Below are 18010 nucleotides of genomic sequence, written 5' to 3' on the forward strand. Positions count from 1 at the left end.
CTTAATTATAAGGCATGACTGAAAAGAGATTTTCCTGACCAATCGATAATGAAAGGAAATCTATTTATACCACCTACTCTTTTTTAATAAAAAAACAAACTTTGCTCTTGTATTGATTGTAAGGATCTCCCTTGTTGTGGCAAATTAAAAATAGCTTTGCATTGAAACTTAAATGTTAGCGTTATTCATTTTAGGGAATTTTCGCTCAGAACCGCCAGGATGGCAGTTTATCCTGTAAAGCTTACAACAGGGAGGTCCGCTATGCGCAGTGAGTATCACCACGTTGATTATCGCCCCATGCCTTCGCAATCACGCTTTGGTCTTGTCTTTGGGGTCTTGCATAACGAAGCTTGTTATACTCCTGAAGAATTGGAGTATCGCGCAAGAGTCCTACGAGCCAGAGCCAGCTCAGGATTGGATTCTGATCTTTTGCAAACGAGCAATTCCTGGTTTTCATCAAATCAGGATGCTGCTTTTGTAAATATCAATGAACAGTCCTGGTTTTTTAGTGCAGAATATCAACCACGCGAGGGAATAACCACTGAAGCTTTCCATATCCCACTTATTGAAAGTCAACGCTTACATTGGCCTGAACTAGGAACAATGACACGAGTAATTGGCGATTATTTGTTGCTTCGCAACAGCAATTTGGCCGCAGATCATCTCAATCAACCAATGAATTATGTTTTGCTCGATGTTGTGCAAATGCTAAACCGCCTATCCAAGATCGAAAACCCTGAACATGTGGCCAATCAGCTACAATTACTACATAACTATTTAAGAGCGGTAGAGATTCATACTTCGCCTACAATCGGCAGTGATCGGCTCTTTCTCGCGGATTGCCGGCGCACATTTGAACGCCATCAAACCAAAATTGAAAATCAGATCCATTCAAGACAATTAAAAGCGCAAATCCATAAGGTACAACAGCAATTGACACAAGTGGCGGAGCTAAGACACACCGTTTTACATTTTGCCCTGATTGATCAACCGGTTAATGCACACCCTTACTGGGAACATTTTGCTAGTCATCAACCACAATTGAACTCAAAGGCGGAATTCCCAACACTTGCGGCAAAAAATTGTGCTACCCATCATGCTGATGAGGTTACAAAAATTGATGAGAAAAATACCGAGCATAAACTCGTTGCTCTGGAGTTATCAGCAAAAACGTTAGACCATTGCCAAGACTTCAAATTTGTTGACAATCTGCCTGGCACGGTTAAAAAGGCCTATAGTGACAGCTTAGTAGACCTGCAAGAAATATTGCGTTTCCAGGGTATTTTGGATCAATTGCAGCAGCTCTTCGACCAAGCTGGTGAAGTGTTTACTATTATTCAATTTCGCGAGCAAATGCTGGGTCTGCTACAAAACATAGAGAAATTTATTCAAGATTCTCATCAAACTATTGTGCAAGTGCTTGAGGCAAACGCCAATATCTATCATCAATCTATCCAAGCCAAGCAAGATCTGCAGTGGTGGGAAAAGCTACTAACCGATCGCCAAAAAAAGATTGATGATTTCATTAATAATCAGGACAACCTGGCTCGCTTTGATGTCACCTTACCTGATTTGCATAAGGCCAGTAAGGACTTATTTCAACAAGTGAATCAGGCGATGAATTACTTAACGCAACAGGCCGGTGAAAAGAAACAATTGGAACTCATAAGTAGTACTCGTGGCTTGGTGCAGCAGCTAATGAATTCTATGCATGCTTGGATTGGCCGACAATATGAATTAAAAGGACTCTCCGCACCGGAAAAAATCAGTTTAATTGAAGCTTCTAAAACTACTGAAAAAATTAAGATGCAAGAAGCCACGGAAAATAGCTGGGACTACGATTATGACCGTTGCAACTTAGAGCCTGAAGAAGATATTGTTGTACAAACCTCTTCCGCTAACCGCATCGCCCCATTATTTCAATTTTGGTTCCCCTCTAATCCAACTCAAACGCCAAATAGGCTATGCGCACCCGGCTCGCATTGTGGCTCCACCTTACCCATGTTGGAGCCAGGAGCAACGAATCAAGACGCCAATTCCTCTGCGTCCTCCTCTGCGATCAATATGAATGCAAGCGTTGCTTTAGGTGTTTTAATACTACTGCCTCTAGGCATTTTAGCACTCAAATTATTATATGATTCCTGGTACAAACCGAAATCTGCTACAACAAGGATTGATGATGCTGAGAGCTTTAATACCGCTCAAATTCAAACAGCAGATCTGCTTAGCATTGCCCAAAACCAGGCAGAGCAGTTAAAAGAAGACTATTGGCAGGACCATGTTGATATGATCAACTCAGACTATGAAGATCTACTAAAACGAGCTCAAAAAAAAATCTATGATGTGGAAGCCATGAAAGACCTGTACGAGGAACTAACCGATCTGTTAAGTGACATGGAGAATAGCAGCGAGTACCAACTAAGGTGAGAACCTTAGCTGTACTCTGGGATAGTAGATGTTTTTTCGTCATAAGTCTTAGGTTTAGCATATTTTTTCAGTTGTGTTCCATAGTAAGGAAGACGTTCAGGTGAGATCTTGCTGACAATTTCAAGATTAGGAACATCTTGCTTTTTCTGCGAATCGACATCCGCCTGCATGGTCATCAACAACTCTTTTAATAAGATGGTGTTGAAAGAATTTTCCTCATTTCCACCATTCGCTAAAATTAAGGCGAGCAATTTAGGATTGGGATGACGAGGCACTTCACCTAAATATCCATTAATCTCCGGCACACGCTCTTTTTGACTCCATATCGTTATAGAGTAGGGGGCATAGAGATCCCGAGCCTTGCGAACCAGGGCGCGAAATCTTCTCGTTTCTTGCTTTGCAGCCCAGTCAAACATGACTTTGCTAAACTCAGCAATGTTTTGTTTAGACCCAGGGAAAGTAAATTGTTCATCACTCTTAACAAACTCTTGCGCTCTTTGTGCATAATAGGCTGCATCGAAGCTCTTATGTTCTACGGCGTTACGCACACTCAGTAGGTTGACATCGACTTGTGCCTGAGTGGCTTCTAGCATGATAGGAATTAAGTTTCTCATCAAGTGAGTATTTAACGAAGTACTATCCGTTCCTCCTTCACATAAAATAGTCCCAAGGCGGTCAGCACAATCATGAGTTGTTGTTTTAAGGTAGGTTTCTACGCTAGGCGCACGATATCTTCGCGCGAAAAGAGAAAAGGAGCTCGGTTGATAATCCCCTATCGTATTAAGAACCATACTGTTAAAGGTCTCTTTATCCAACGTCTTGATCCAAGCAAATAGAGTACGCAAGCAGGATTGTACGACTTCTTCATCTGTGTGCGGACGTGTCAACAAGGCTTTGTAATCATGGGTAGCATGTGTACTAAGAGGTTGATCTGAAGCAATGCAATGACGTTGAAAATGCAAACCATTATAAAATTGCTGTAAGTTACTAATACAATCACCAAATTTACGAGCCCAAGCCGTTGTCATCAAATGCGGTAACACTTCACTTTCTGATTCAATGATTAATTTTGAAACAGCATCACAAAACGCTTGATTGTGCTCTGGGCTAAGGTCTTCACGTTTGGTAGTATAGTATTCTTTTGTACATTGATGCAGCTTGAAAACAAATTTTTCCAAGCCTTCTAGTCCCTTTTTTAGATCGCTACTAGGATCACAATCCAGGGTTTTTGACTCACTTAATAAATGCGGTTCCCCAATTAATTGAAAGGACTCCGTTAGTAGAGTTATATCTGACTCCTCTAATTCTTTTGTTGCTAGAGGCAGTGGTTTTACCCGCAACTCATTGGCTAATTGCCTTATGAGAGTATAACCTTCACCTATGATGGCTTTTATTGTCGGACTATGAGCATCTCGCCAGATTTGATGGTAGCGCTTTTGCATCCTCTCCAAATGATACCGACCTTCAACAGGCATAGTATAAGCATCAAGCGCACCAGTAACATTTCCTTGCGCTTTCTTCTTTTCTTCATATCGTCGCCAACACTCACTCATCCTATCATTCTGCGCATCAGCCCATCGCAGAACGTTGTGAAAGGCAGAAGGTTTGTTACGTAAAAAGCGATTAAAGCCAACTACAGGAACACCGCTCTTATTTTGTGGGCAGCCAGGATAAAGCACGACTGCACTGTAGAGCTCATTGTATTCACGCTGAAAAACGTTCATCATGTGATCAATAAATGGCGTTTGGTCAGTTTTTTCATTAAACAGTGTTGGATGCGTTTTCTCTAATTGCTCACTTTTGTATCTTGGTAATGAACGGTAGTCTAAAATAAGTTCTTCTCCAAGATATTCTTTCAAGCGTGCACGCAACATCTCTGGATCGAAAGAAAGCAGTTCTTTTAAAAGCGCTGCAAAAAATTGCTCCTGCCAGGAGGTCGTTCCGTCTTCTGTTTTTAATGCTGGATTACTAGATAGGGCTTGGAATTCTGCATAGGATTTATAACGTTTCCACATGTTGGCATTTCCCGGCCAACTATTCGTAGGTGTATGAGTCCGTCCCTCGATGTTTGGGTAATCATCCAATTCTTTGGATAACAATTTCATGCCTTTCTCAGGCAGCTCTTTGGTAAGACCATCAACGAGACGCTTCCCTTTCATGATATAAGTGTAAGGATATAAAGCCATATCCCAATCAATCAGACCAAAAAGGCTAAAATTCCCCGGATGCCGATCATCACATTTTATCCGCCAAGCGCTGACTAAAAGTTCAGCAACATTATGCTGTAATAATGTCTCTACAGAAGGACAAACGAGTTCTTTTTCCTGAGGATCTAGCGGTAAGCTTTGGCTGGAAGAGTAAAGGGGCTTATACTTTTCTAAGTTGACAGAAAGAGTGCCCTTGATCCGACCTTCTTCGTCAAAAACGAGCCTATCTTCAGCAGCCCTATCTCCCAATGCTAATCTAATTAAGACACTTGCAGCCACTGAATATTTAGCTAGTATTTCAGGGTAGCTTCCATCACCCACTCCTTCGGGGATCAATTCTTTATAGAATCCAGTTTTTACCTGACCATCAGAGTCCACGAACTCCATTTTCACGACCTGGTGTCCTGATGTAGGTACCGCTAACCCTTCTGTTTTCTTTCTTAACTGGCCATAACGTAGCGCCTTCGCTGGCAGTGGCATGGCTCATTCCTTATTTTTCTTTCCCTCGCAGAATATTCATATTAAGCAGAAAATGTTGATCAGTTCAATAGTATTTTTTAAAAGCAATGCTGTATTGTCATAAAATACCTTGTAAATTGAAGGAGCAGCATGGTTTATTTTTTTGGCTGCGTCGTTGATCAACATTTGTCTGTTTAAATGTACATGCTGTTTATGATTTGTGTTGATCCACATTCATCCTTGAATCCGTTTCACATAAAGTGTCTTTTTGATTGTCGCAATGACTTCTTTGGAGCTGTCATAAATTTTGGTATGGAAAACAGGCAAATGTTTGCCATTCTCTGCCACCACTTGTTTGACAGTCTGCAGTTCTTCTTCGCTAATAGAGAAATCAGCATAAACGCGTGTCTTACCTGGTTTAATATAATTAATTTCACCATGCTTATCCCAAACCACATAATCTGGTCCCAATCTATGAATTAGCATAAGAGCAAAAAATGGATCGGTCATGGAATACAAGCTGCCGCCAAATTGGGTTCGCATATAATTTTTGTTATACCAACGAAATACCATCGAGACACGAGCAAAAGAAAAGTCTTTAGTAATAACCTCAACATGAATACCAGCCCCCCAAAAAGGAGGGTAGCAATTTAAAATAAGGCGTAGAGCTGCAGCAGATAATTTCATATTATTTAGCTGCTGAATTAGAAAGTAGCAGTTCTAATGAAGTAACATTTTGCAGACCTCGCGGCAAGTGGTTGCCTCGACGCCCTCTTTCCCCTTGATAATGTTCCAAATCAGCTGTCTTTAGCGTGAAGTGTCGTTTTCCAGCATGAACGATTAATGCATCACCCAAAGAGAACACTTGTATGTCGACAATAAACTCTTCGCGCAGCTGCGATTTGCTTGCAGGAATATGAATCAATTTGTTCCCTTTACCCCGGCTAAGTTCTGGAAGCTCACTTGCTGAAAAAATCAGTAAGCGTCCAACATTGGTAACACAAGCAACGTAACTTGCCTCTTTAGAAAAAATTAAACGTGGTGGTAATACTCGACTGTTTTCTGGAAGTTTGATGCAGGCTTTGCCATTGCGATTTTTAACATATAGTTCTTTTAATTGAGAAATAAATCCATATCCAGCATCACTTGCTAAAAGCACCCAATCCTCAGGCTCCCCACTAACCAAAGCCTCGAACAACATGCCATCAGAAGGATTCAATTTCCCAGTAAGTGGTTCACCCTGTCCGCGAGCAGAGGGCAAACTATAGCCAGGCAAGGTATAAACTTTTCCTTCACTATCAAAAAATAAAACCTGTTGATTGGTTCTAGCATTTGCTTGCGCTTTAAAATCATCGCCAGCTTTATAACTAAGCTCGTGCCCATCGATATCATAGCCCTTAGCCGCACGTACCCATCCTTTTTGCGATAAAACCACAGTAATAGGTTCATTGGGTAGGATGTCTTCTTCTTTTAACGCTTGTGAATCCTGACGCTCTATTAGCGGTGAGCGTCTTAAGTCACCAAATTGTTTTTTATCGGCGACAATTTCATTTTTAACCAACGTTCTTAAGCGCTTTTCACTCGCTAGAATAGCTTGCAAAGAATCTCGCTCAGCACATAGGTCATCCAATTCTGCTCGTAACTTCATTTCCTCAAGTTTGGCCAAATGCCGCAATTTCATTTCAAGAATAGCTTCGGCTTGTCTTTCACTTAATTTAAAGCGAGCCATTAAACCTTCTTTGGGATTATTGTGTTCACGGATAATCGTAATGACTTCATCGATATTCAAAAAAGCGATGATGAGACCTTCTAGAACATGGATACGATCGACTACTTTCTGCAAACGATAGTGCAATCGTTTTTTCACAGTTTCTAGACGATAAGTAAGCCATTCTTTAAGAATGGTAATCAGGCCCTTCACTCGTGGTTTGCCATCCAAACCTATCATATTGAAATTGACCCGATAACTTCGTTCAAGATCAGTGGTCGCGAATAAGTGGGACATTAATCCCTCAGTGCCGATGCGATTTGATCGGGGCACAATAACCAGGCGCGTTGGATTCTCATGATCCGACTCATCACGCAGATCTTCAACCATGGGCAATTTTTTTTGTTGCATCTGCAAGGCAATCTGTTCTATTACTTTTGCCCCTGAAACCTGATAGGGAAGCGCCGTAATGACAATATCATGCTTTTCTTGTCGATAGATGGCTCGCATTTTCACAGAACCGCTTCCAGTTTCATAGATATTGCGGATGACTGATTCTGGGGTGATAATTTCAGCTTCCGTTGGAAAGTCCGGGCCTTTAACAAAAGCACAAACATCATCCAAACCGGCTTGTGGATTGTCCAGTAAATGAATACAAGCGTCAGCTATCTCTGTCAAATTATGAGGTAAGATGTCAGAGGCCATACCGACCGCGATTCCAGTAGCCCCATTAAGTAAAACGTTCGGTAACCTGGCAGGTAATAAAGCCGGCTCTTGCAGCGTGCCATCAAAATTGTCTACCCATGTAACTGTCCCTTGCTGCAACTCTGATAAAAGCAAATCGGCATAGCCTGATAAACGTGCTTCCGTATAACGCATTGCCGCAAATGATTTCGGATCATCAGGAGAACCCCAGTTTCCTTGACCATCTACAAAGGGATAGCGGTAAGAGAAAGGCTGCGCCATCAACACCATTGCTTCGTAACATGCAGAATCACCATGCGGATGAAATTTACCTAAAACATCCCCAACTGTTCTCGCTGATTTCTTATGCTTGGCCGTAGCCTTTAACCCCAATTCAGACATGGCATAAATAATACGGCGTTGCACGGGTTTTAAACCATCAGCAATATGAGGCAATGCCCTATCAAGAATGACGTACATCGAATAATCAAGGTAGGCTTTTTCAGTAAACTCTGTCAAGGGTTTACGCTCAATTAGATCATTCATAACGTTATGATTCATACTGAAATGACAATAATTATATCCTATTGCACATTAAGTTAATAAAGCAAAGCATTTTATCAGCAATTCCGTGATGAAAATGAAGTACCGGCAAGTACTTATCGCCATTTTGCAATGCCTTGCAGTTTATTTGGTCAACCTGTGAATAACTTTAAATGAAATCATCTGGATTTCAGAGGAATTTAACATAAGCTATTCATTTATAATCATTTAATTCAAAGAGCAGTTAGTGTAATTGAATCAGCCTGTGAATAACTATGTGGATTAACCAGTGGATAGTTTAGTTAAGCCTTTGTTAAAAAGCAAAAATATGCTTACTCGATCCTCGATCTTTTTAATTTGGCAAATCAAAAAAGCGAATTACCGTGGCTTGACCACGGTATCCAGCGATCTTTAGTGCACTATGGATACCGTGGTCAAGCCACGGTAATTCGATGTTCTAAATCGAATTATAAATAAATATCCTAAGCTCCTAAGACATTTATTTTATATGTTTGCGGATTTTTTGAATGGCACGTATTTGTGCTACTGCACGTGCTAACTCTGCTGCCGCTTTGGAATAATCAATATCGGCGCCTTTGCTTGCCATTGCTTCTTCGGCACGAGCTTTGGCAGCCAGTGCTTGAGCCTCGTCCAGATCCTCTGCTCGCTCAACGGCATCGGCCAAAACAGTCACATAATAAGGCTGTACTTCAAGCATCCCACCTGAAACATAATAAACTTCGTGTGCTCCACCTGGCAGCGTAACACGGACTTCTCCAGGTTTAAGGAGGGTTAGCAAAGGAGCATGTCCAGGGATAATGCCTATTTCTCCGAGTTCACCAGTGGCGACGACCATCTCAACGACCCCAGAGAAGATTTCCTGTTCGGCACTAACGATATCTAAGTGCGTTGTTATTGACATGTTTGTTTGCCTCATAGAGTTTTAGCTTTAGCAATGGCTTCCTCAATGCTACCAACCATGTAGAATGCTTGCTCAGGTAAATCATCATATTCTCCAGCGAGAATTCCTTGGAATCCTTTAATTGTGTCTTTTAATGACACATATTTCCCAGGTGCACCTGTGAATACTTCAGCAACGAAAAATGGCTGAGACAAAAAGCGTTGAATCTTACGTGCTCGGGAAACTACGCGCTTATCTTCCTCAGACAACTCATCCATACCTAGAATAGCAATGATATCTTTCAATTCTTTATAGCGTTGTAAGGTTTGTTGTACCCGACGAGCAGTATCATAATGCTCTTGACCCACGATAAGCGGATCCAATTGACGAGAGGTTGAATCCAGAGGATCCACAGCTGGATAAATACCTAATTCAGCAATTTGCCGAGATAATACGACAGTAGCATCCAAGTGAGCAAAGGTTGTGGCAGGTGATGGATCCGTCAAGTCGTCAGCTGGAACGTATACAGCTTGAATAGACGTAATCGATCCCGTTTTTGTTGACGTAATACGCTCCTGTAACATACCCATTTCTTCCGCCAAAGTCGGCTGATATCCTACAGCGGATGGCATACGACCAAGTAATGCAGAAACTTCTACACCAGCCAAGGTGTAACGATAAATATTGTCGATGAATAACAGCACATCGCGGCCTTCATCACGGAATTTTTCAGCCATTGTCAACCCAGTCAAGGCTACGCGTAGACGGTTTCCGGGTGGCTCATTCATCTGACCATAAACAAGAGATACTTTATCAAGTACATTAGAATCTTTCATTTCATGGTAGAAATCATTACCCTCACGAGTACGTTCTCCTACGCCTGCAAACACTGAGTACCCGCTATGTTCGATGGCGATATTACGAATCAATTCCATCATATTAACTGTCTTACCTACACCAGCACCACCAAAGAGACCTACTTTACCTCCTTTGGCAAATGGACAGAGTAGGTCAATAACCTTAATACCTGTCTCTAATAATTCCTGGCTACCAGCCTGCTCTTCGTAACTTGGTGCGAGACGATGAATAGCCCAGTGCTCATCAGACTCAATAGGACCAGCATCATCTACAGGACGACCTAAAACGTCCATGATCCGTCCCAACGTTTTTTTACCGACAGGGACACGAATCGGCTCTCCCGTATTTTTAGCTTTAACACCGCGTTTTAACCCGTCAGTAGAGCCCATAGCAATTGTGCGCACAACCCCATCGCCCAATTGTTGTTGAACTTCAAATACTAAATCTCCCTCAACCAGCTTGAGGGCATCGTTTACTTTGGGGACGTCGTCGCGGGGAAACTCAACGTCTACAACTGCTCCAATAACTTCAACTACTGTACCTAGATTCATCATATACCCTCTTATAAAGCCTCTGCACCACCGACAATTTCTGCCAATTCTTGCGTAATAGCAGCTTGTCGGGCTTTGTTATAAGCCAATTGAAATTCTTTAATTAATTCGCCTGCATTATCAGTAGCACTCTTCATTGCAATCATCTTTGCCGCTTGTTCACATGCAATGTTTTCAATAACGCCTTGATAACACTGTAATTCAATATAGCGCTCCAGCAAACCATCCAATAATTCTTTGGCATCAGGCTCATAAATATAATCCCAATGATGACCCAATGCCTTACTATCTTCTTCTGATACTGGTAATGGCAATAGCTGCTTGACGATTGGCTTTTGTGTCATTGTGTTGATAAATTCGTTATAAACAATGTGTAGGGCATCAATCGTGCCATTGTAAAATGCATCTAACATCACTTTAATGGCACCAATCAGATCTTTGATGCCTGGTCTATCACCCAGCTGATCAACTGCAGCCAATACTCGACCACCCACACGCTTGAAAAAAGCTTGTCCTTTGCGTCCAATAACACAAAGATCCACTTCTTTGCCTTCGTGTTGCCATTGGCGCGTGATGCGAATTGTTTCTCGCAATAAATTGGCATTCAAGCCACCACATAACCCGCGGTCAGAGGTGACGACAATAACACCTACTCTTTTAATGTCTCGCTGAACCATAAAAGGGTGGTGATATTCAGAGGTTGCCCGAGCGATGTGTTTAACAACATCATATATTTTTGTTGCGTAGGGTTTGGATGCGCGCATTCTATCCTGCGTTTTACGCATTTTACTTGCCGCAACCATTTCCATTGCTCGAGTTATTTTTTGCGTGTTTTTTATACTCGCAATTTTTGAACGGATCTCTTTCGCTCCAGCCATATCTTGCTTCGCCTTTCACTAGCAGTTTGTAGCACAAACCACAAACTGCTTAATCAAATCATGCTGTCTCAACATAAGACAACAAGGTTTACCAACTACCAGTACGTTTAAACTCTTCTACCGCAGCCTTCAATTGCGCTTCAATCTCGTTATCATAAGCACCGGTTTCGTTAATTTTTTGTAGAAGAGCTGCGTGTGAAGCCTTCATATAACCATGTATTGCTGCTTCAAATGCACTCACCTCTGAAACAGGAATATCATCCAGGTAGCCTCTATCAACGATAAAGAGAGAAACCGCCATCTCAGCCACTGAGAGTGGAGAATATTGCTTCTGTTTCATTAACTCTGTAATACGCTGACCACGCTCTAATTGTTTACGAGTTGCATCATCCAAGTCTGAAGCAAATTGCGAGAATGCTTCCAACTCACGATATTGTGCAAGTGCCAAGCGAGTACCGCCTCCCAATTTTTTCATGATCTTCGTTTGTGCAGCACCCCCTACCCGTGATACAGAAAGACCAGAATTAATCGCGGGACGAACCCCTGAGTTAAATAGATCAACGTCAAGGAAAATCTGACCATCGGTAATCGAAATAACGTTAGTTGGTACGAATGCAGAAACGTCACCTGCTTGCGTCTCAATGATTGGCAAGGCGGTTAATGAACCTGTTTTGCCTTTGACTTCACCCTTTGTTAATTTCTCAACTTCTTTAGCATTAATTCTTGCAGCTCGCTCCAACAAACGAGAATGCAAGTAGAAAATATCTCCAGGATAGGCTTCTCGTCCTGGTGGGCGGCGGAGCAATAAGGAAATTTGGCGATAAGCCCAGGCTTGCTTGGTTAAATCATCATAAACAATCAGGGCATCCTCACCACGCTCCATGAAATATTCACCCATCGCACAGCCGGCATAAGGGGCAATAAATTGCAGAGCAGCCGAGTCAGAGGCACCAGCCACAACCACAATGGTATGCTCCATCGCACCATGCTCTTCTAGTTTGCGAACGATTGCTGCTACAGAAGAGGCTTTCTGGCCTACAGCCACATAAATACATTTAACGCCCTTGCCTTTTTGGTTAATGATGGTATCAATAGCAATCGCTGTCTTACCTGTCTGGCGGTCACCAATGATCAATTCACGTTGGCCTCGACCCACAGGCGTCATTGCATCAATGGCTTTTAATCCTGTTTGTACAGGCTGATCGACTGATTGACGAGTAATGACCCCGGGAGCCACTTTTTCGATGGGAGACATTTTTGCTGCATCAATCGGACCTTTACCATCAAGCGGGTTCCCTAAAGCATCGACCACACGACCTAACAGATTTGGACCAACAGGAACTTCAAGAATACGGCCCGTGCATTTTCCTTTCTGGCCCTCGGCAAGACTTGAGTAATCTCCAAGAATTACAGCACCGACAGAATCGCGTTCAAGGTTCAATGCCAAGCCAAAAATGCCATCAGGAAATTCAATCATTTCCCCTTGCATTGCATCAGCCAGACCATGAAGACGCACAATACCGTCTTTCAGGCTGACAATTGTGCCCTCATTTCTTGCTTCAGCTACAACATTAAATTGCTCAATTCTTTTTTTAATCAATTCACTGATTTCAGATGGGTTTAACGCTATTTGTTCTGACATGAAATCTATCCTCTTCTGTTATGCGGCTAAGCCGGCACCAAGTCTGTCTAATTGTTCGCGTACTGAACGATCAATAACTAAATCACCAGCTTGAATAACCGCTCCGCCCAATAGTGACTTGTCAATAATTACCTTAAGGGTTACCGCACGCTTAAGACGCTCACTTAATGATTTTTTAAGTTGTTCCTCTTGCGCGGCTGAAAGCTCTGAAAAGCTTCGGACTTTTACCACAAGTGTCTTTTCTTGCTCAGCACGTAATGCTTCAAATAAAGCCTTGATATCAGGTAATGACGTGAGTCGCTTGTTGGTAGCCAATAAGGAAACTAGATTTTCAATTGCCTTAATTTCATCACGAGCCACTTTGGCAAAAGGAGCCAGCAACAACTCAATTTGCTGTGCTTCTGTTGTCGCCGGATTAGTAATGAATGGCAATGCGTCTTCATTCATCACAGACAAGGCCAAGATATGTAATATCTCAGACCATTGGCCAAGCTTATTAACAGCCAGAGCATGCTCAAAGATTGCTTTTGCATAGGGCCTGGCGATAGTTGTAGTATCTGGCATATCAAATCTCTTTAATCAGATCATCCAGTAATGCGCTGTTAGCTTTCTCATCAATTTCCCGCATAAGAATTTTTTGTGCACCAGCAACAGCCAAATGAGCCACTTCTTTGCGTAAGTTATCGCGTGCACGATTAAACTCTTGCTGCAATTGCTCTTGTACAATTTTAGCTTGCTGCTGAGCTGCCAACTTGGCTTCCTCTTTTGCTGCTTCAATCAATTGTGCAGCGCGACGATTGGCTTTTTCAATAATTTCTGAAGCCTGTGCTTTTGCCTGCTTAAGCTCATCTTTAACACGATGCTGAGCCAATTCCAACTCTTTGTGTCCACGTTCTGCCGCAGCCAAACCATCGGCAATCTTGTCTTGACGCTCTTCCATTGCCCTAGCCAACGGTGGCCAAACAAATTTCATGGTAAACCAAACAAATGCTGCAAAAACAAGCATTTGCACGACTAACGTTAAATTAATATCCAAGGTAATTCTCCTGTAACATTTTGGGGGCGATATTACGCCCCATTAGGTGTTATCAAGAACCTAAGCCGCTCAGGAAGGGGTTGGCGAATGTAAAGAACAGCGCAATACCCACGCCGATCATGGTTACAGCATCGAGAAGACCGGCAACAATGAACATTTTTACTTGAAGCATAGGAACCATTTCAGGTTGGCGAGCAGAACCTTCAAGGAATTTTCCACCTAACAAACCAAATCCAATCGCCGTTCCTAAGGCACCTAAGCCAATGAGTAGTGCGACTGCTATAACAGTCATACCTTGAATTTGTGCTATTAAACTTGCAGCTTGCATATAAATCCCCTTAATGGACAATGTTTAAATTAAAAAAACGGTTTAATGATCTTCATGAGCCAAACTGAGGTACACAACCGTTAGAACCATGAAAATAAACGCTTGCAATGTGATCACCAAAATATGAAAAATAGACCATGCCATTGCTAATAAGAACTGTGCAATACCTAACGTTGTTGTGCTTAATACGGAGGTTACAGAAGCATGTAAAGTTAGCAAGGCTATTAAAATAAAGATTAATTCACCAGCGTATAAATTTCCAAACAAACGAAGTGCCAATGAAATTGGTTTTGCAATTAAACCGACCAACTCTAACAGCAAATTAAATGGAATAAAGGCCACGTGGTTAAACGGTTGCAACGTTAACTCTTTCACAAAACCTTTTACCCCTTTAATTTTAATACTATAGAAAAGAATAAGCATAAACACTGACAATGAGAGTGCAAAAGTCAGATTCAGATCATTGGTTGGCACAACTTTCAAATAATGAATACCTATAGCTTGAGCGGCAAGAGGAAGCATATCAACTGGCACAATATCCATGAAGTTCATCAAGAAAACCCAAACAAAGATGGTGAGCGCCAGAGGACCAATGAGCTTATTTTTACCATGGAAACAATCTTTGACCTGATTATCGGCAAATTCCAACATGATTTCTGCAAAATTTTGCAATTTACTCGGAACGCCTGTCGTAACTTTACGTGCCCCGAAATAAAGGACGCCGAGAATAATAATGCCTAACGTCACTGAGAAAAATAAAGTATCCAAGTTTATTGTCCAAAACCCACCTGAACCAAAGCTCATCGTTTTAACGTTAAACGAAAGGTAAGTCAGATGATGTTTGATATATTCTGTGCTTGATACCATTTCAGTCACTTTTTAGGCCTATTCTGCTTGTTAACAAAAAACAACGGTGCGAACCAATGGCTCATTAACACCACAATGTAGGTGAAAAAAAACGCAAGAGGGGCTATTTTGAATGAGATAAACACCAATGTAAATAAAGCAATTGTCGACAACAGCTTTAAAGCCTCTCCTAGATAGAAACTTCTGACTATCTGTCGCGCAGCCCTGGCGCCCTGGTACTGAAAAAGTTTTCTTGCAAACAGCGCGGAAGGTATAATCGCTACCATGCCTCCCAAGACTGCTGATATGGCTTCTTTTTCACCAAAAAATAGCAGTAACCCTAGCGCTAGCAACAAACTAAGGATCAGCTGAGTTGCAAGCAAAAGCTTAACACCGCCAACGCCACGCTTATCTTTCACAAATTTTCACCCATCTTTCAACGCGCGGATTATAAAGTAATCAACTTGGATAAGCAACGTCAGTCTATCAAAATGATTTAATTGGCTTAATAATTCACCCTCTAGGAGCGGGGATGACGATAACAACGATCAGGGCTCGAATCTGTATTCAGCGCATTTCCAAAGTCTGTTAATGGTATAGAATTAAAGTATTATCAACTGAGGCGAAAGAGAAAACGATGTTTTTTGAAGTAGACAAAATTCAAGAACAGTTTCAAGGGATTTTTGAATACTCTCAATCCATGGCTTCTCTGTGGTTACAATGTATTGATAAAAGCCTCGAACACGCAAGTCGTACGACCACATCTTTAATGGAATTGAATCAGCAACAGGTGTATCCATATCCCACGATATTAAATGACGCTGTTGAATACACCACCGATTTCATGCAGCGAAGTGTTTTATTCTGGGATATCATGCGCAAGCGAGGCAATCAGTACCTCAAGCATAAACAAGAGGGGCAACCTCCAGTCCTCATTTTTTCCTATAAGATGCTCATGGATGGCAGAGATTTTGAGAGACCAGTCAATTACGCTCTGGTCGAAATCATTCCTCCTGAAGGCACGGAGATTGATCCTACTAAAAGACCTTATGTAATTGTTGATCCTCGAGCTGGTCATGGAGCGGGAATTAGCGGGTTTAAAGACGAATCACAAGTAGGCATTGCTTTAAGATCAGGGCATCCGGTTTATGTTGTTATCTTTTTCCCCACACCTGAACCAAACCAAACTCTCGTTGATGTAACGGCAGCCCACGAAAAATTTTTAAACGAGGTCGCCTTACGTCACCCCCAAAGTCCTAAGCCATGTGTGATTGGTAATTGTCAGGGAGGATGGGCAATCTTAACGCTTATGGCCGCAAATCCGGAGGTGGCTGGTGTTGCTGTAATCAACGGTGCTCCCCTTTCTTATTGGGGTGGCAAAAAAGGAAAAAATCCCATGCGTTACATTGGGGGAATTTTAGGAGGGAGCTGGATTGCTCAACTGGCTAGTGATTTGGGTAACGGTATATTTGATGGAGCCAATTTAGTCATGAATTTTGAGATGGCTAATCCAAAAGTGACTTACTGGAAAAAATATTACAATCTCTTTGCCAATCTTGATAAAGAAGAAACCCGCTTTTTAAATTTTGAACGATGGTGGGGTGGCTTTTCTCTCATGAATGCGAACGAAATGAGGGGAATAGTTGATAATTTGTTCATTGGTAATAAATTGGTCCACGGCAAAATCCCCTTAGGTGAGTCAGGTTACAATCTGGATTTAAGAGATATCAGCGTACCTATCATTATTTTCTGTTCTGAAGGCGATACCATCACACCACCGCAACAAGCTTTAAACTGGATCGCTGATCTTTACTCCAACACAATGGAAATAAAATTAGAAGGACAGATTATTGTCTATCTTATCCACAAAAGCATTGGCCATTTAGGCATTTTTGTCTCCAGTGAAGTAGCTAAAAAGGAGCATAACCAGATTATTGATTTATTAAATTACATCGAACATCTTGCTCCAGGTTTATATGAAATGAAATTGCACGACATAAAGAAGAGTTCTAGAGCGCCTGCTCATTACCTGGTTCATATTGAAGAACGCTCTATTGCAGATATTGGTAAAAAACAAGAGGATAGTGTTGCGATTTTCAATCTTGTGCGAACGGTGTCCGAATACAACGCGATGAGCTATGACTTATTTGTGGGACCAATCATTCGCAATCTCAGTAATGAATACACAGCAGAACTCATTCGAAAATTACACCCGTTGAGGCAAAATCAGTATTTATTAAGTGATCTTAATCCTTTATTATATCTTGCATCATGGATTACACCTTTTATTCGCCAAAATCGCGTTAAAATTTCTGAAGATAACCCTTTTTTGTTGCAACAACTTTATTTCTCAAAATTCATTGATTCACTGTGGGATTTCGTAGGCACATCTCGTGATAATGTGGTTGAGATAATGTTTTATGCAATGTATGGCTACATTCATTTATTAGCGCCATTTGATCCTAAAAGAGATCTGATTGTTCACTATACAGAAAAAGATTATAAAGAAAAAATAACGCAATCAATCATTGCTCACATTAGTGATGGCGGGGTTCCGGAAGCCATATTGCGAACATTACTCTTATTAATCAAAACGCAAGGCTATATTATTGCATCGAATTTTCCTGATATCATTCAAAAATTACGCGAATGTGAGGCGCTTAAACATTTAGACAGAAACGGGATCAAACAAATTGTGCATACACAAACAATAATGATAGAGCATGATCCCGAACTAGCTTTTACTACCCTACCTCATTTATTAAAATCACCAGAAGAATGCTCAATTGTTATTCAAACCATTCAAGACATAGTGAAATCGCTAAAAATATCACCCTCTAAAAAATACAAAGACAAATTTCAAAAAATTAAACGGCTTCTGGAAAAGAAGCGTTGACATTCTTTATAATGCCCTGTCTATAAGTTCAGCCTGAATTCCGGGC

General features: G+C 41.5%; 14 protein-coding genes. 2 read left to right on the plus strand and 12 right to left on the minus strand.

Going from position 1 to position 18010, the window contains the following annotated elements:
• The first annotated feature begins 261 nt into the window (after nucleotides 1-261).
• Complete coding sequence (locus CKV79_RS13230; RefSeq protein WP_028372418.1) at nucleotides 262-2427, plus strand: hypothetical protein; 2166 nt, start codon at nucleotides 262-264, stop codon at nucleotides 2425-2427.
• A 5-nt stretch (nucleotides 2428-2432) separates the two neighbouring features.
• Here CKV79_RS13230 and CKV79_RS13235 read toward each other — a convergent pair whose 3' ends face one another.
• The 12 genes from CKV79_RS13235 to CKV79_RS13290 all read right to left on the minus strand — a co-directional run bounded on the left by CKV79_RS13235 (nucleotide 2433) and on the right by CKV79_RS13290 (nucleotide 15487).
• The gene (locus CKV79_RS13235) at nucleotides 2433-5114 is read right to left on the minus strand and encodes a hypothetical protein (RefSeq protein WP_028372419.1); all 2682 of its coding nucleotides are present in this window, start codon (nucleotides 5112-5114) and stop codon (nucleotides 2433-2435) included.
• Nucleotides 5115-5327: 213 nt separating this feature from the next.
• The gene (locus CKV79_RS13240) at nucleotides 5328-5780 is read right to left on the minus strand and encodes a DUF4442 domain-containing protein (RefSeq protein WP_028372420.1); all 453 of its coding nucleotides are present in this window, start codon (nucleotides 5778-5780) and stop codon (nucleotides 5328-5330) included.
• Between the two features lies 1 nt (nucleotide 5781).
• A complete protein-coding gene (parC, locus tag CKV79_RS13245) occupies nucleotides 5782-8031 on the minus strand; it encodes a DNA topoisomerase IV subunit A (RefSeq protein WP_193787167.1) in 2250 nt (749 codons plus the stop codon).
• 496 nt (nucleotides 8032-8527) lie between these two features.
• Nucleotides 8528-8950, minus strand: coding sequence for a F0F1 ATP synthase subunit epsilon (locus CKV79_RS13250; RefSeq protein WP_028372422.1), 423 nt, complete (start codon nucleotides 8948-8950; stop codon nucleotides 8528-8530).
• Between the two features lie 11 nt (nucleotides 8951-8961).
• Nucleotides 8962-10338 (minus strand): F0F1 ATP synthase subunit beta, encoded by a 1377-nt coding sequence (gene atpD / locus CKV79_RS13255; RefSeq protein WP_028372423.1) that lies wholly within the window; start codon nucleotides 10336-10338, stop codon nucleotides 8962-8964.
• Between the two features lie 11 nt (nucleotides 10339-10349).
• Nucleotides 10350-11216 carry a F0F1 ATP synthase subunit gamma gene (atpG, locus tag CKV79_RS13260; RefSeq protein WP_028372424.1) on the minus strand — a complete coding sequence of 289 codons (867 nt, stop codon included), beginning with the start codon at nucleotides 11214-11216 and terminating at the stop codon, nucleotides 10350-10352.
• An 88-nt stretch (nucleotides 11217-11304) separates the two neighbouring features.
• Nucleotides 11305-12858, minus strand: coding sequence for a F0F1 ATP synthase subunit alpha (gene atpA, locus CKV79_RS13265; protein ID WP_028372425.1), 1554 nt, complete (start codon nucleotides 12856-12858; stop codon nucleotides 11305-11307).
• 18 nt (nucleotides 12859-12876) lie between these two features.
• A complete protein-coding gene (locus CKV79_RS13270; RefSeq protein ID WP_028372426.1) occupies nucleotides 12877-13422 on the minus strand; it encodes a F0F1 ATP synthase subunit delta in 546 nt (181 codons plus the stop codon).
• Between the two features lies 1 nt (nucleotide 13423).
• Nucleotides 13424-13894: a F0F1 ATP synthase subunit B gene (locus CKV79_RS13275; protein ID WP_028372427.1), complete on the minus strand. Its 471-nt coding sequence runs from the start codon at nucleotides 13892-13894 to the stop codon at nucleotides 13424-13426.
• A gap of 52 nt (nucleotides 13895-13946) precedes the next feature.
• Nucleotides 13947-14222 (minus strand): F0F1 ATP synthase subunit C, encoded by a 276-nt coding sequence (atpE, locus tag CKV79_RS13280; RefSeq protein ID WP_028372428.1) that lies wholly within the window; start codon nucleotides 14220-14222, stop codon nucleotides 13947-13949.
• A gap of 42 nt (nucleotides 14223-14264) precedes the next feature.
• On the minus strand, nucleotides 14265-15089 hold the full coding sequence (gene atpB / locus CKV79_RS13285) for a F0F1 ATP synthase subunit A (RefSeq protein WP_028372429.1): 825 nt from the start codon (nucleotides 15087-15089) through the stop codon (nucleotides 14265-14267).
• A gap of 5 nt (nucleotides 15090-15094) precedes the next feature.
• Complete coding sequence (locus CKV79_RS13290; RefSeq protein ID WP_051546071.1) at nucleotides 15095-15487, minus strand: ATP synthase subunit I; 393 nt, start codon at nucleotides 15485-15487, stop codon at nucleotides 15095-15097.
• A gap of 218 nt (nucleotides 15488-15705) precedes the next feature.
• Here CKV79_RS13290 and CKV79_RS13295 point away from each other — a divergent pair, with 218 nt between their 5' ends.
• Nucleotides 15706-17964, plus strand: a complete 2259-nt coding sequence (locus tag CKV79_RS13295; protein ID WP_028372431.1) for a DUF3141 domain-containing protein — start codon at nucleotides 15706-15708, stop codon at nucleotides 17962-17964.
• Nucleotides 17965-18010 lie beyond the last annotated feature (46 nt).

Origin of the sequence: Legionella lansingensis (assembly GCF_900187355.1) — a bacterium.
GTDB lineage: Bacteria > Pseudomonadota > Gammaproteobacteria > Legionellales > Legionellaceae > Tatlockia > Tatlockia lansingensis.